Raw genomic sequence first — 14,599 nt, 5'->3', positions numbered from 1 at the left:
GTCCGCAGCCTGCAGGCTGCGGACCCTCTTGTTTGGGGGCTAGGCCGAAAGCCAGGTCCGCAGCGCCCGGAGGCATTCGCGGACGGCTTCCGCGTCCACATGTTCGTTGTCCTTGTGCGCCAGCAGCGGGTCACCGGGGCCGAAATTCACGGCGGGAATTCCCAGTTCACTGAAACGCGCGACGTCGGTCCAGCCGTATTTGGGCTTGGGCTCAGCTCCGACCGCGGCCACGAAGGACGCGGCGGCAGGGTGGTTGAGCCCCGGCCGCGCGCCAGCGGCGGCGTCCGTGCGGACGACGTCGAAGCCTTCCAGGAGTGCACGGACGTGTGCTTCCGCCTGGTCAGGCGTCTTGTCCGGGGCGAAGCGGTAGTTGATCTCCACCACGCACCGGTCCGGAATGACGTTACCCGCCGTGCCGCCGTTGATCTTCACAGCGTTGAGGCTTTCGCGGTAGTCCAGGCCGTCCACGTTGATGGTCTGCGGTTCGTAGGCTGCCAGCCGGGCAAGGATGGGTGCCGCCGCGTGGATGGCGTTGCTGCCCATCCACGCACGCGCGGAGTGCGCGGCCTCGCCCACCGTGGTGGCCTCAAAACGGCTGGTGCCATTGCAGCCACCCTCGACGGTGCCATGGGTCGGCTCCAGCAGAATTGCGAAGTCGCCGTGGAGCAATCCGCCGTGGTTTCGTACCAGCCGTCCAAGCCCGCTCTTGACCGCTTCCACTTCCTCGTGGTCGTAGAACACAAAGGTGACGTCCTTGCTGGGTTCCGCGCCGCCGTCGAACATCGACGCCGCCAGCGCCAACTGCACCGCGACGCCGCCTTTCATGTCCGTGGTGCCGCGGCCATACAGCAGCCCTTCCCCCGGTGCGCCGGACGGCCAGAAGGAGGGGACGGTGCCGAGGGACCCTTCGGTGGTCGGCAGGGGCACCGTATCCAGGTGTCCGGCCAGGATGACCCGCTCCTGCCGCCCCAGGGCGGTACGGGCAATGATTGAATCGCCGTCGCGGACGACGTCAAGCTGCGGAATCCTCCGCAGCGCATGTTCGACGGCGTCGGCCAGCTCCGTCTCATTGCCCGAGACACTGTTGATGTCGATGAGCGCAGCGGTGAGGAGGGCAACGTCCTGGCGGAGGTCCAGGTGGGCGGAGGCGGTTTGAGCAGTCACGATCACAGTCTAGTTCGAGTCCTGCTCCCGCCTCTCGATAGACTGGAGCCATGACTGAAACCGCTGCTGCTTCCGCCGTGCCCGCTGACAATTCCGCATCCGCCGACGCCCGCTCCGCCTATGGCTACGGTGTGGCCACCATATCCACCCGCAATGGCGAGGCCACGGTGCTGGATGTCTGGTTCCCCGCGCCGTCCCTTGGAACCGCGGCGGACAGCCTCCGGGACGTCGGGAACGCGGATCCGGTGCTGGCCGAGATCGCCGCAGCCGGCACCGACGCGGACCGCGGCACCGAACAGCAGGTCGTTTTCGTCCAGGTGCACCTGGACGAGGCTCCCGCCGACACCGCCGATGCCTACCTCCGCCTGCACCTGCTCTCGCACCGCCTGGTCCAGCCCAACACCATCAACCTGGACGGCATCTTCGGAAAGCTCCCCAACGTCGTCTGGACGAACTTCGGCCCGGCTGCTGTCGAGGGCTTCGAACTGACCCGGGCCAAGCTGCGCCGGCGCGGTGCCGTGACTGTCTACGGCGTGGACAAGTTCCCGCGCATGGTGGACTACGTGGTGCCCGCGGGCGTCCGCATCGCCGACGCCGACCGCGTCCGGCTCGGTGCGCACCTGGCCGAAGGCACCACGGTGATGCACGAGGGCTTCGTCAACTTCAACGCCGGAACCCTGGGAACATCCATGGTCGAAGGCCGCATCTCGGCCGGCGTTGTGGCCGGCGACGGCACGGACGTCGGCGGCGGCGCGTCGATCATGGGCACCCTGTCCGGCGGCGGCAAGGAAAAGGTCTCCCTGGGCGAACGCGTGCTGCTGGGCGCCAACTCCGGCGTCGGAATCAGCATCGGTGATGACTCGGTGGTGGAGGCCGGACTGTACGTCACGGCCGGAACCCGTGTCCGCTTGGTCGGCCCGAAGGATGCCGACGGCGAGGACACCACCAAGGTGGTCAAGGCCGTGGAGCTCTCCGGGGTTCCCAACCTCCTGTTCCGCCGCAATTCCACGAGCGGAGCCGTCGAGGTGCTCCCCCGCAAGGGCCAGACCGTTGAACTCAATGAGGCACTCCACGCCAACTGATTACGCCTGCCCGCAGATGTTCAACCGGCCCGTCGAGGGCCTGAGGGAGTAGCCCCGTGTCACGGAAACGTGGCCTGCGCCGCCTGCTAGTGCTGGGGTTGGCCCTGGCCCTGGTTGTCGGCGGGATCTACACGGCAGTGGCTTTTATCCAGCGATCGGAAACGCTCGTTGCCGAAATGTGCACTGCCGCTGTAGGTTCCGCAAAGGCCGAACTGGCAACCGACCAGGCGGCAAACGCCGCCCTGATCACCGCCGTCGCGGTGCGCCGGGGGCTGCCGCCGCGCGCGGCGAGCATCGCCCTGGCCACCGCCATGCAGGAGTCGAAGCTGCGCAACATCGAACACGGCGACCACGCCGGGCCGGATTCCCGGGGACTGTTCCAGCAGCGGCCATCACAGGGCTGGGGCACCGAGGAACAGGTGATGGACCCCTACTATGCGACCGGCGCGTTCTACGACGCCCTGGTGAAGATCCCCGGGTACGAGTCCCTGGAAATCACGGCCGCCGCCCAGCAGGTCCAGCGCTCGGCCTACCCGCAGGCCTATGCACAGCACGAGGACATGGGCCGGGCGTTTGCCTCCGCCCTGACCGGGCAGTCCACGGAAGCGTTGGACTGCACGCTCAAGTCACCGGAAGGGCCCGGCGACGCCCAGTCTGTCGTTGGCGAACTGACAGCAGCCTTCGGGAATGTCCCGGCGACCGCGGACGGCAGCACGATCGTGCTGGACGTGAGCGGCAGCCAGGCCTGGGCCGTTGGGCAGTGGGCGGTGGCGAACGCGAAATCCCTGTCCGTGACGGAGGTCGACGTCGGAGAACTCAGCTGGGACCGGAAGTCACGGAACGGCTGGCAGGCTTCCGACGGGCAACCGGGCCAGGTCACGGTGACGGTCGCAGCCGGGACTCCCTGACCGGGCTGACTGACGGGGCTGTCCCTGCTGCAGTCGGTGCTCAGACGAGCAGTTCCACCACCGGCTGGACGTAGCTCCGGAACACCTCCGGCTGGGTCAGGAGTTCATTGCTCATGATGATCTTGTCCGGCTCCAGGTACCAGGCCCGCGGTTCCGTCAGCGGGAGTTCGATAATCGTGAGCGTGAAATCCCGCGAGCTCCGGCCCACTTCAAGCAGTCTGTCCTCCACCATGTCGCCGAGAAGCTGCGGGGCGCCGCTGGCCTCGCGTTCGGCTTCCATGGCTGCGTATTCGGAGCGGCGCTCCCTTGCCCAGGTCAGGGCAGAACCGAAGTGCGCCTGCAGTACACGGCGCAGGGCCGGCGAGTTGCCAAATGCGTCAAACCCGGGAGGGGCCACTTCGGGGGCCATTTGGGGATGCGCCTTGAGCAGCTGCTCCCACCAGGCCTCCCACTCGGTCTTCAGGGCGCTGATCCCGCCTACTTCGGACGTGAGATTGGCGTGGTCCACCGGACGGATCTTCGGCGCCATGTGGCAAAGCGCCGGACGCCCCGCACTGTCGAGTCCGGCGGCGTCGCGAACGTACAGTGCAATGAGCATCGGACCCGAGGTGTCCATAGTGATTCGCCAGCCAGGACCGCCTGTGTGGTGCATCCGAATGGCCTCCCTTGGCTTGTTTACTGTCTCAGTGTATTCCTGATGACTACCGACGTTAATGGGCGGCTGGAGACTCGACAAGGCTCTGCAGGTGGGATGCCAGCACGTCCCGGCACATTTCCGCGGTCATCCATTCCGGCTGCAGCAGGGCGTGCATCGTCAGGCCGTCCAGTGTGGCGAGCAGCCGCTCCGCTTCCGTGACCAGGAACTGGTGACCGTCGTCGTCCAGTTCCCCGGGCGCCCGAAGTTCCATGATGAGCCACCCCACAACGGCGGCTACGGCCCGGTGGCTGCGGTCAGCCTCGGCGGCCAGAAAGGGCCTGATCCTTGCCGCGTTCTTGAACGCCATCCAGACACAAGCGTCCACGGCACGTTCCTCGTCGAGCGGCAGGAACTGGCCCAGCAGTGTTAACACTCCTTCACTGTGCTCCGCCGTACCCGGGGCCAGGTGCATGAGGTCCTCCCGGGCTGCGTCCAGCCGGGCGGTGATCCGGTCCACCACAACACCGAAGGAGTGGGCAAGGAGTTCGTCGCTGCTGGCGAAATAGTGGCGGACGGAACCCACCGCAAGTCCGGCCTCATCAGCGACCTCACGCAGGGAGGCCCGTTCCAGCCCGTCCGCGGCGATGATCCTGAAGACTGCTTCAACAACTTCCTGTCGCCGGACTGCGGCATCAACGATTTTAGGCACCCCTATTATTTAGCACAGTTGTGCCGCCAAGGCGTGGGCAACACGGGCAGCAGGCTGGCCAATTGGGATAGCGTTGGGCCCATGAGAATTCTCGTCACGGGCGGCACCGGGTATATCGGGTCGCACACAGTATTGTCCCTGCAGGAAGCCGGCCATGACGTGGTGGTCATCGACAATCTGGTCAACTCGAGCGAGGAGTCGCTGCGCCGCGTGGCCGAGCTCAGCGGCAAGGAGGCGGCGTTCCACAACGTTGACCTCGTGGACGAGCCGGCCGTCGACGCCGTCTTTGCCCAGGACCGGATCGACGCAGTGATCCACTTCGCAGGCCTGAAAGCTGTGGGTGAATCGGTCCGGGAGCCGCTGAAGTACTACTACAACAACCTCGTCGGCACGCTGAACCTGATCCGCGTCATGGACAAACATGACGTCCGCTCCCTCGTGTTCAGCTCCTCGGCAACCGTGTACGGCGAGCATAACCCCATCCCGTATGTGGAAAAGATGGAGATCGGCGCCAACAACCCCTACGGCCGGACCAAGGAACAGATCGAGGACATCCTTTCAGACCTCGGCGCCGCGGACAGCCGGTGGCACATCGCCCTCCTGCGCTACTTCAACCCGGTGGGCGCACACCCGTCCGGCCGGATCGGCGAAGACCCCCAGGGCATCCCCAACAACCTCGTCCCGTTCATTGCCCAGGTAGCCGTAGGCCGCCGGGACAAGCTCATGGTGTTCGGCGGCGACTATGACACCCCGGACGGCACCTGCCTCCGCGACTACATCCACGTCGTGGACCTTGCTGAAGGCCACGTGGCAGCCCTTAACCACGTAGCTGACCGTACCGGTGTCTTCCGCTGGAATCTGGGCTCCGGCAAAGGGTCCTCCGTGCTGGAGGTGCTGCGTTCCTTTGAAAAGGCCGTGGGACACAAACTCCCCTACGAGATCACCGGCCGCCGTGCAGGCGACCTCCCGGCGTTCTGGGCCGATGCCACCTCCGCCCTGGCCGACCTTAGCTGGTCGACCACCAAGACCGTGGACCAGATGTGCGAGGACCACTGGCGCTGGCAGAAGAACAACCCCCTGGGCTACACCTCTTCCTAGCATCGAAAAAGCGGCCGCCCGCCTCTCGCGAGGTGGGCGGCCGCCGTCGTTGTTCCTAGCTGACCGGGTAGTTGCGCTCCGGCTCTCCGGTGTACAGCTGGCGCGGGCGGCCGATCTTGGTGTTGGGGTCGCTGATCATTTCGCGCCACTGGGCAATCCAGCCCGGCAGGCGGCCGATCGCGAAGAGCACGGTGAACATCTTCTCCGGGAAACCCATGGCCTTGTAGATCAGGCCGGTGTAGAAGTCGACGTTCGGGTAGAGCTTGCGCTGGATGAAGTAGTCATCATTCAGGGCCTTCTCTTCAAGGCGCAGCGCGATGTCCAGGAGCTCGTCGTTGCCGCCGAGCTTGGTAAGGATCTCGTGCGCCGTGTCCTTGACGATCCTGGCCCGTGGATCGTAGTTCTTGTAGACGCGGTGTCCGAAGCCCATGAGGCGGACGCCGTCCTCCTTGTTCTTGACCTTCTCCATGTAGTCCTCGGGCTTGGTGCCGTCGGCCTGGATCTGGCGCAGCATCTTGAGCACGGCCTCGTTGGCGCCGCCGTGGGCGGGGCCGAAGAGGGCGTTGATGCCGGCGGACACGGAGGCGAAGAGGTTGGCGTTCGACGAGCCGACCAGCCGGACCGTGGAGGTCGAGCAGTTCTGCTCGTGGTCGGCGTGCAGGATGAGGAGCAGGTCCAGCGCCTTGGCGACGATCGGATCTACCTCGTACTGCTCGGCAGGAAGGCCGAAGCTCAGGCGCAGGAAGTTCTCCACGAGGTTGTGGGAGTTGTCCGGGTAAAGCATCGGCTGGCCAATGCTCTTCTTCAGGGCGTAGGCGGCGATGACCGGCATCTTGGCCAGCAGCCTGTAGGTGGAGACCTCCACCTGCTCGGCGTTGAACGGGTCCAGCGAGTCCTGGTAGAACGTGGAGAGAGCGGACACTGCCGAGGACAGCACCGGCATGGGGTGCGCGTCCCGCGGGAAGCCGCTGAAGAAGCCCTTGAGCTCTTCGTGCAGCAGGGTGTGGTGGCGGATCCGCTGGTCAAAGGCTTCCAGCTCGGTGGGGCTCGGCAGGTTGCCGTAGATGAGCAGGTAAGAGACTTCCAGGAAGCTCGAGTGCTGGGCGAGCTGCTCGATCGGGTAGCCGCGGTAGCGCAGGATCCCGGCATCGCCGTCGATGTAGGTGATTGCGGACGTCGTGGCCGCGGTGTTCATGAAACCGGGGTCAAAAGCAACGGCACCGGTCTGCTTCAGCAGCTTGGAAACGTCGTAGCCTTCGTTTCCTTCTACAACCTGGATGCGCGGGAGTTCGAGCTCGCCGCCGGCATGGCGCAGGGTTGCGCTGGTGGTCTCAGTCATGGAGTCTCCTCATGAGGCGTCAGGGCCTCTCTGTAGAAAGCTTGATCCAACATCTGGTGAAGCCGCCCGAGGAGCCTGTATCGACAGGGATTCCAACGGCCGGGCTACCTTCTTGTAGAAAGCCACCATTGATAGTCAGTTAAAAAGTACCGCTCCTTGGCAAGGTGGCACTAATCCTCTAGTGCCAAAATGCCCCAAAAACGCCCCACTTGTGTCGCGTGTCACACCATTGTTACGGACCTGCGCCTGCTTCGTGCGGCTACGCGCCGATAGTCAGCCGCTCCACTGCCGAATCGATCCGTTCGTCCGCGGCCGTCAGCGCAACGCGAATGAACCCGTTGCCTGCATCACCGTAGAAAACGCCGGGGCCCACCACGATGCCGATCTCGGCGAGCCTGCCCACGGTGTCCCAGGTGGCTTCACCGGCAGTGCACCACAGGTAAAGCCCGGCCTGCGATTCGTGAATGGTCAGCCCGAATGCCTCGAGTGCCGGCACGATCCGTTCCCGCCGGCCGCGGTACAGGTCCTTCTGCGCCTGGACGTGGGCGTCGTCGCCAAGCGCCACCCGCATGGCTTCCTGGACCGGGTAGGGAACAATCATGCCCGCATGCTTGCGGCTGTTCACCAGGTTGGCCATGAGCTCCGGGTCACCCGCCACAAAGGCCGCACGGTACCCTGCAAGGTTCGACTGCTTGCTGAGTGAGTACACAGCCAGCAGCCCCTCGTGGGAACCCTCGGAAACGCGCGGGTCCAGGATGCTGGGCACGGGCTGGCCGCCCCGCTGGACGTCCCATTCCCCCCAGCCAAGCTCCGCGTAGCATTCGTCGGATGCCACCACGGCGCCGAGGGCGCGGGCCTGGTCCACTATCCGCTTCAGGGATGCGGCGTCGCGGACGCTTCCGGTGGGGTTGGCCGGCGAGTTGACCCACACCAGCCGGACACGCTGCCGTGTTGCGTCGTCCAGTTCGTTCAGGTCGTCAGCGGCGATCTGTTCGGCTCCCGCGAACGTCGCCCCGATGTCGTAGGTGGGGTAGGCAACTGTGGGACGGACGACGACGTCGCCCGGTTTGAGCCCCAAAAGGAACGGCAGCCACGCCACAAGTTCCTTGGAACCGACCGTGGGCATCACATGCTGCGGGTCCACCCCGGGAACGCCGCGGCGGCGGCCGAACCACTCGGCGATGGCCGCGCGGAGTGCCGGCGTACCGTGCACTGTGGGGTATCCGGGGGCGTCTGCTGCCTTCTGGAGCGCCTCCTGGACCAGAGGGGGTGTGTGATCCACCGGTGTGCCGATGGAGAGGTTAACCGCCCCGCCGGGGTGCTCTGCCGCCCTGGCAAGATAGGGCGCCATGGCCTCCCACGGGTAGTCGGGCAGGCTGAGGCCGAAGCTGCGTACCGCCGAAGTCACGCCAGGCGCCTCAGTGGTCCTGGTTCTGGGGCGGCAAGGCAGCAATCATCGGGTGGTCGGTGTGGGTGTTGCCGACCTTCGCGGCACCGCCCGGCGATCCAAGGTCGTCAAAGAATTCGACGTTCGCCTTGTAGTAGTCGGCCCACTCATCCGGGGTGTCGTCCTCGTAGTAAATGGCCTCAACAGGGCAGACGGGCTCGCAGGCACCGCAGTCGACGCACTCGTCCGGGTGGATGTAGAGGGACCGCTCACCCTCGTAGATGCAATCGACGGGGCATTCTTCAATACATGCCTTGTCCTTGACATCTACACACGGCTGCGCGATTACGTACGTCACGTCCCTTGCCTCTCCACGTTGGTTCCGGCACCTGCCGGTTATCACTCCCGGCCTGAGCGCCGGACTGCTGACTTCTGAGCCTATTATCTAACAGCCTGTTCCCGCGAACCTAGCGGCGCGTCATACAAGCCCCGAGTCCTAGTATGAAGTGGTGAATTCGCAGATCCCTACTCCCCGGCAGTTCCTTGAAGGCGCCTCCCTCGGCACGCGGGTGGTGGTGCGGTACAGGATATCGGATGGCCTGACGGATGCGCTGGGCGATCTGGTGGCGATCAGCGATACCGACTGCACGGTCCGCACGCGGCGGGCCGCCGTCGTTATTCCGTTGGCACTGGTGGTGGCAGCGAAGCCGGTGCCACCGGCGCCGGCGAGGCGCGCCACGCGGACGGTTCCCTAGGAACTGCCCGTCCCCACGCTGTCCGGGAGCTTGCGCATTCCGGGGAAGGCAGAGAACAGCACGGGCGCCACGGAGAGCAGGCTCAACGCCACGCCAAGCCACATGGCTGGCACAAGGCCCAGTTCTCCCCCAAGGTAGCCTGCGGCCAGCGCCGCGAGCGGCATCACTCCCCAGACGACGAACCTGATTGAGGCGTTCATCCTGCCGAGCAGCCGCGGCGGGCACAGGCGCTGGCGCATGGTGAGCTGCATGATGTTGTACAGGAGCACACCGAAGGCGAAGCCGAATTCGGAAACAGTCAGGAGCACCAGCGACACGGCACGGTCCGCCTGAAGCGCAGCAACGGGAACCAGGCCCAGGAAGAGCGAGCTGACCAGGGCGCCCGCCGGAATGACCGTCCCCTCGCCGATCCGCCGGGCGATCCACGGTGCTGCCACCGCGCCCAGGAGCCCGCCGGCCGCCCCGACCGACATGATGATCCCCATGCCCTGCGGACCCAGGCCCAGGTCCCGGAGCACCAGGACGGGCAGCAGGGTGAAGACCAGTGTGCCGGCGAAATTCCCGCCGCCGGTGCACAGCACGATGCGCCTCATGAGGGGATGCGCTGCCACGAACGCCAGGCCATCCCTGATCTCGGCTCCCAGGGAGTTCCTGCCCGCCGCAGTGAGCCGCTTTTCACCGTCCCGCGTGCGTCCCAGGAAGACGGCCGACAGCAGGTAGCCCAGGGATTCGCCAATGAACAGCAGCGGCGCCGTCAGCACCGTCAGGAGCGCTCCGCCGGCGGCAGGTCCGCCGATCCGGGCGAGCTGGGCCGTTGCCTCCAGCTTGGAGTTCGCCTCCCCCACTTTGCCGGGAGCAACCAGCAACGGAACGAAGCTCTGGTAGGAAACATCAAAGAAGACGGTGGCCACTCCCACCACCGCTGAAATCACGTAGAGGTGCCAGATCTGCAGGGAACCGGCCCACCACAGGAGCGGGACCGCCGCCATGGCGGTCATCCGGACCAGGTCCGCGGCGATCATGGTCCGGCGTTTCAGCCAGCGGTCCACCCAGGCGCCGGCGGGCAGCCCCACCATCAGGAAGGCGGCGAGTCCGGCCGCGTTGAGGATGCCCACCTCGAATTCAGTGGCCCCCAACAGCGTCACCGCCAGCACGGGAAAGGCCAGCTGGCCCAGTTGGGCGCCGAGCTGGCTCAGGGCCTGCGCGGTCCAGAAGCCGGCAAAGTTCCGGTCCCGCCACAGTGATGCCGGCGGCTCGTTGCCCGCAGCCGTTCCGGCAGCGGGATCGCCAGCATGTTCGGCGGGTTGGGCGGTCACGGCGCCCAGTCTGGCAGGAGTGATTGGTATGTGTCAATCACTTGTTGGCTACACTTTCCTTATGAATCGGCCGGGGCAGGACTCTGATGCGGACGCTGTAGCCAAGGGCCGCGCCCTGAGTTCCCCGTTGCGGCTGCGGATCCTGCGGCTGTGCCTGCACCAGTCACGGACCAACAAGGAAATCGCCGAACTCCTGGACCTCAATCCGGCGTCGAGCCTGCATCACGTCCGGACACTCGTGCGGACCGGATTCCTCGTCGCGGAAGAGCGCCGAAAAGGTAACCGGGGCGCAGTCGAGGTGCCGTACATAGCAAGCCGCAAGTCCTGGCAGACGCCCGTGGACAACGTGGCGCCGGTCCTGATCGAGACGTTCCTGCAGGAGACCAGGGACCTCCCGCCGGAGGACATCGAAGTCTGGCGGCTCGGCGTGAAATTCAATGCCGCCCGGCGCGAGGAAATGCTCGGCAAGCTGCGGGCGGTCATTGAGGAATATGTCCAGCTCCCGGCGGACGACGACGGCGAGGCCACCTCGCTGATGATCGCCCACCACCGGGACCCCACGGCGGGCTGACACGCCGTCAGGCCTGCGGCTGCGTGTGCGGCTGCCGGTAGCGCCGGCACCAGGCGAGCATGAGCACCGATGTGCCGGCGATGCCGTAGATCCAGATATTCCCGGAAATGTCGGCGGCGATGAGCCGCTTGCCGGGCTCCAGCATCGACCACCAGCCCGCCAGCATATAGCACAGCATCCCGCACGCCGCCGTCGGGATCAGGGACCTGAAGGCCGCCCCGAGCAGCAGCTGGACGGAGCCGAGCAGGACCAGGGCTGCCACTGCACCCCAGGGAAGTATGACACCGGTCAGCATCCACTCCTGGCGGTGCAGCGCCGTCCCTGCGGTGGCGACAAAAAGAGCTGCCGGCACAGCGGCGGCAATGCCGCCTGCCATGCCGGCAGCTCTATTGTTCACGAGGGTGATGACCGGAACGTGCCCGGATCAGACCTTAGCGCGGGCGCGGTTGGCCTTGGCCCGCTCGTTGGTGTCCAGGATGAGCTTACGGATGCGGATGGACTCCGGGGTAACCTCGACGCACTCGTCTTCGCGGGCGAATTCGAGGGATTCTTCGAGGGTCAGGTCGCGCGGCGGCGTCAGGTTCTCGAAGGTGTCGGAGGAAGCGGCACGCATGTTGGTGAGCTTCTTTTCCTTGGTGATGTTGACGTCCATGTCGTCGGCGCGGGAGTTCTCGCCAACGATCATGCCCTCGTAGACCTCGGAGGTCGGCTTCACGAAGAAGGAGCCGCGTTCCTGCAGGTTGATCATGGCAAACGGCGTCACAACACCGGCGCGGTCGGCGATCATCGAACCGTTGGTGCGGTATTCGATCGGGCCGGCCCAGGGCTCGTAGCCCTCGGAGATCGAGGCCGCGATACCGGCGCCGCGGGTGTCCGTGAGGAACTTGGTGCGGAAACCGATCAGGCCACGGGCCGGAACGATGAACTCCATGCGGCACCAGCCGGTGCCGTGGTTGGCCATGTTGGTCATGCGGCCCTTGCGGGCAGCCATGAGCTGGGTGACGGCGCCGAGGTACTCTTCCGGCACGTCGATGGTCATGTGTTCCATCGGCTCGTGGATCTTGCCGTCGACGGTCTTGGTGACAACCTGCGGCTTGCCGACGGTCAGCTCGAAGCCTTCGCGGCGCATCTGCTCAACCAGGATGGCCAGCGCGAGCTCGCCACGGCCCTGGACTTCCCAGGCGTCGGGACGCTCGGTGGGAAGAACCTTGATGGAGACGTTACCGATCAGTTCCTTGTCCAGGCGGTCCTTCACCTGGCGGGCGGTAACCTTGGCGCCCTTGACCTTGCCAGCCAGCGGCGAGGTGTTGATACCGATGGTCATGGAGATCGCGGGATCGTCCACGGTGATCAGCGGCAGCGGCTGCGGGTTCTCGGCGTCGGTCAGGGTCTCACCGATGGTGATCTCCTCGATGCCGGCGACGGCGACAATCTCGCCCGGGCCTGCGGACTCGGTGGGGACGCGGTCAAGTGCCTTCGTGGCCAGCAGTTCGGTGATCTTGACGTTCTTCAGCTCGCCGTTGGCACGTGCCCAAGCGACGGTCTGGCCCTTGCGCAGGGTGCCATTGTAGATGCGGAGCAGAGCCAGGCGGCCCAGGAACGGTGAGGCGTCCAGGTTGGTGACGTGCGCCTGCAGGACACCGTTCGGGTTGTACGTCGGTGCCGGGATGTGCTCGATGATGGTCTTGAACAGCGGCTCAAGGTCCTCGTTCTCCGGAGCGGTGCCGTCAGCCGGCTGCTCGAGGGAGGCGCGGCCAACCTTGGCTGCTGCGTAGACGACCGGAACTTCGAGGATCTTGTCCAGGTCGAGGTCCGGAACTTCGTCGGCGAGGTCGGAGGCCAGGCCCAGGAGCAGGTCCATAGACTCGTGGACAACTTCGTCGATCCGCGCATCGGGGCGGTCGGTCTTGTTGACCAGCAGGATCACCGGCAGGTGCGCGGCAAGGGCCTTGCGAAGCACGAAACGGGTCTGCGGCAGCGGACCCTCGGAGGCATCGACGAGGAGCACCACGCCGTCAACCATGGACAGGCCGCGCTCCACCTCGCCACCGAAGTCGGCGTGGCCCGGGGTGTCGATCACATTGATCGTGATGGTCTCGCCGTTGGAGGACGGTCCGTTGTAGGCCACCGTGGTGTTCTTGGCCAGGATGGTGATACCTTTTTCGCGTTCCAGGTCACCGGAGTCCATGACGCGGTCTTCGAGGTGGTTGTGCTCGGCAAAGGAGTTGGTCTGCTTGAGCATGGCGTCGACCAGGGTGGTCTTGCCGTGGTCAACGTGGGCCACGATCGCGACGTTGCGCAGGTCACTGCGCGATGCAGTGGCTACCGCGGTGTTGGTGGTGGTTTCAGACATGCGTTATTGCTCGATTCAGTGGTGAAGTCAGCTGTGGTATCGCGACATTTCCAACCGGAACGCACGACGGACGAGACCCTTTGGCACAGGGCGCCTTCTACCAGTCTAAGCGCTAGGTCATTTATTGGCCTAAAAACCAGAAACTGGCCCGGTTCCGGCCCCGTTACAGGATCGTCACCGGAATGGGACGAATCGTGCCTAAAGTTACTGGATATTCCTGGTGGGATGCCCCATTATTACGGTGATAACAGCAAAGAAAAGCCCGGAGACCACAGATGCGCAATGCCTCGGCTCTGACCCGCTTCGTCGCACCTATGATCGCCGTCGGCGTTCTGATGGCCGGCTGCGGGCAGGCACCACAAACACCAGACGCTGCCACGGGATCCACAGTTCCCGCCGCAAGCGCCCAGGCATCACAGCCGTCCGCCGAGGCAGTTTCCCCCAAGGCAGCGGCCGCCCCCCGGAAATCAGAGGCCGCCCCCGTGGCCGCGGCGCCGGGCGAACCGGTTGCTGCCGGTTCAGCGGGTAAGGCACAGCTGGCCACGGAGCCGGATCCGTCCACCATGGCGCCCGGGTCCGTTTACAGGAACCCCGCAAACGGCCGGAACGAAGTCATTGTGGCCAACATCAGGCGGACCGCCGTCCTGATAGGCGATTCCCAGTCCGAACCGGAAGCCGGCTGGCCCCGCCAGGGACTGGCCGCCATCGGCTACAACGTCTTCTTCTGCGGCCGCGGCGGCACCGGGTTTGTTGCCTCGAACGGCAAGACCGGCAACTACATCGATGCCCTGCAGCGCGGCGACTGGCAGCTCCCCTACGGTTCACCGGCGCTCGTGGTCATCCAGGGCGGCGGGAACGATGCCGCACGCGGAGCCACTGACGCCCAGATCGTGGCCAACGCCGAACGCCTGATCTCGTCGCTGAAGCAGCGCTATCCGGGGGCCAAGTTCGCCATGATCGGCACCCTGGCCCGCGGCATCAATTACGGTGGCGGCCGCCGGTCGCAGGTGGATGCCTTGCTCGGCACGGTGGCGGCCAAGCACTCGATTCCCTTTGTCAGCGTGGGTGACTGGCTGACGAAGTACAACCTGGCCAAGGAACTGGCGGACGGCGTGCACATGAACAACGTCGGCCACAAGGCACTGGGTGGCCTGCTGGCCACCAGGCTGCAGGAACTGGGGCTACACGCTCCGCCTGAGCTGGCCACGTCGGCGTTGCCGCTCGGTTGAGCAGGGCCTCCCGACTTTAGCGACTGTCCACGTATTAAAAGGAGCCGGTGC

At 65.5% G+C, this 14,599-nt stretch carries 15 protein-coding genes; 6 read left to right on the top strand and 9 right to left on the bottom strand.

What is annotated here, in order from left to right:
• Positions 1-39 precede the first annotated feature (39 nt).
• A complete protein-coding gene (gene dapE / locus AB0N24_RS01505) occupies positions 40-1,164 on the bottom strand; it encodes a succinyl-diaminopimelate desuccinylase (RefSeq protein ID WP_364119454.1) in 1,125 nt (374 codons plus the stop codon).
• 50 nt (positions 1,165-1,214) lie between these two features.
• Here dapE and dapD point away from each other — a divergent pair, with 50 nt between their 5' ends.
• On the top strand, positions 1,215-2,246 hold the full coding sequence (gene dapD / locus AB0N24_RS01500) for a 2,3,4,5-tetrahydropyridine-2,6-dicarboxylate N-succinyltransferase (protein WP_364119451.1): 1,032 nt from the start codon (positions 1,215-1,217) through the stop codon (positions 2,244-2,246).
• Between the two features lie 56 nt (positions 2,247-2,302).
• Positions 2,303-3,154: a hypothetical protein gene (locus AB0N24_RS01495; RefSeq protein ID WP_364119448.1), complete on the top strand. Its 852-nt coding sequence runs from the start codon at positions 2,303-2,305 to the stop codon at positions 3,152-3,154.
• Between the two features lie 40 nt (positions 3,155-3,194).
• On the opposite strand, the gene AB0N24_RS01490 is transcribed toward AB0N24_RS01495, so the two are convergent.
• A complete protein-coding gene (locus tag AB0N24_RS01490) occupies positions 3,195-3,806 on the bottom strand; it encodes a hypothetical protein (protein WP_364119445.1) in 612 nt (203 codons plus the stop codon).
• Between the two features lie 58 nt (positions 3,807-3,864).
• Complete coding sequence (locus AB0N24_RS01485) at positions 3,865-4,500, bottom strand: TetR family transcriptional regulator C-terminal domain-containing protein (protein ID WP_364119442.1); 636 nt, start codon at positions 4,498-4,500, stop codon at positions 3,865-3,867.
• A gap of 81 nt (positions 4,501-4,581) precedes the next feature.
• Here AB0N24_RS01485 and galE point away from each other — a divergent pair, with 81 nt between their 5' ends.
• Positions 4,582-5,598: a UDP-glucose 4-epimerase GalE gene (gene galE / locus AB0N24_RS01480; protein ID WP_364119439.1), complete on the top strand. Its 1,017-nt coding sequence runs from the start codon at positions 4,582-4,584 to the stop codon at positions 5,596-5,598.
• Between the two features lie 55 nt (positions 5,599-5,653).
• On the opposite strand, the gene AB0N24_RS01475 is transcribed toward galE, so the two are convergent.
• The 3 genes from AB0N24_RS01475 to fdxA all read right to left on the bottom strand — a co-directional run bounded on the left by AB0N24_RS01475 (position 5,654) and on the right by fdxA (position 8,682).
• Positions 5,654-6,937, bottom strand: a complete 1,284-nt coding sequence (locus tag AB0N24_RS01475; protein WP_104172158.1) for a citrate synthase — start codon at positions 6,935-6,937, stop codon at positions 5,654-5,656.
• Positions 6,938-7,196: 259 nt separating this feature from the next.
• Positions 7,197-8,345: a succinyldiaminopimelate transaminase gene (gene dapC / locus AB0N24_RS01470; RefSeq protein WP_364119436.1), complete on the bottom strand. Its 1,149-nt coding sequence runs from the start codon at positions 8,343-8,345 to the stop codon at positions 7,197-7,199.
• A 10-nt stretch (positions 8,346-8,355) separates the two neighbouring features.
• The gene (gene fdxA / locus AB0N24_RS01465; RefSeq protein WP_055796733.1) at positions 8,356-8,682 is read right to left on the bottom strand and encodes a ferredoxin; all 327 of its coding nucleotides are present in this window, start codon (positions 8,680-8,682) and stop codon (positions 8,356-8,358) included.
• A gap of 151 nt (positions 8,683-8,833) precedes the next feature.
• Between fdxA and AB0N24_RS01460 the strand changes: the two genes are divergently transcribed.
• Entirely contained in the window at positions 8,834-9,079 is a 246-nt protein-coding gene (locus tag AB0N24_RS01460; protein ID WP_364119432.1) for a hypothetical protein, read from the top strand.
• Here AB0N24_RS01460 and AB0N24_RS01455 read toward each other — a convergent pair.
• Entirely contained in the window at positions 9,076-10,395 is a 1,320-nt protein-coding gene (locus AB0N24_RS01455; protein ID WP_364119429.1) for an MFS transporter, read from the bottom strand. The genes AB0N24_RS01460 and AB0N24_RS01455 overlap by 4 nt on opposite strands.
• 61 nt (positions 10,396-10,456) lie before the next feature.
• Between AB0N24_RS01455 and AB0N24_RS01450 the strand changes: the two genes are divergently transcribed.
• Positions 10,457-10,966 (top strand): helix-turn-helix domain-containing protein, encoded by a 510-nt coding sequence (locus AB0N24_RS01450; protein ID WP_364119426.1) that lies wholly within the window; start codon positions 10,457-10,459, stop codon positions 10,964-10,966.
• Positions 10,967-10,973: 7 nt separating this feature from the next.
• Here AB0N24_RS01450 and AB0N24_RS01445 read toward each other — a convergent pair whose 3' ends face one another.
• Positions 10,974-11,342 carry a hypothetical protein gene (locus AB0N24_RS01445; protein WP_364119423.1) on the bottom strand — a complete coding sequence of 123 codons (369 nt, stop codon included), beginning with the start codon at positions 11,340-11,342 and terminating at the stop codon, positions 10,974-10,976.
• A 48-nt stretch (positions 11,343-11,390) separates the two neighbouring features.
• Positions 11,391-13,319 (bottom strand): translational GTPase TypA, encoded by a 1,929-nt coding sequence (gene typA, locus AB0N24_RS01440; protein WP_364119421.1) that lies wholly within the window; start codon positions 13,317-13,319, stop codon positions 11,391-11,393.
• A gap of 275 nt (positions 13,320-13,594) precedes the next feature.
• Here typA and AB0N24_RS01435 point away from each other — a divergent pair, with 275 nt between their 5' ends.
• Positions 13,595-14,548 (top strand): GDSL-type esterase/lipase family protein, encoded by a 954-nt coding sequence (locus AB0N24_RS01435; protein WP_364119418.1) that lies wholly within the window; start codon positions 13,595-13,597, stop codon positions 14,546-14,548.
• Positions 14,549-14,599: the final 51 nt, after the last annotated feature.

This window comes from Arthrobacter sp. NPDC093128 (genome assembly GCF_040683875.1).
In the GTDB taxonomy this organism is placed as follows: domain Bacteria; phylum Actinomycetota; class Actinomycetes; order Actinomycetales; family Micrococcaceae; genus Arthrobacter.
The sequence above is the reverse complement of the archived record's forward strand: the minus strand, read 5'-3'. Positions and strand labels throughout refer to the sequence as shown.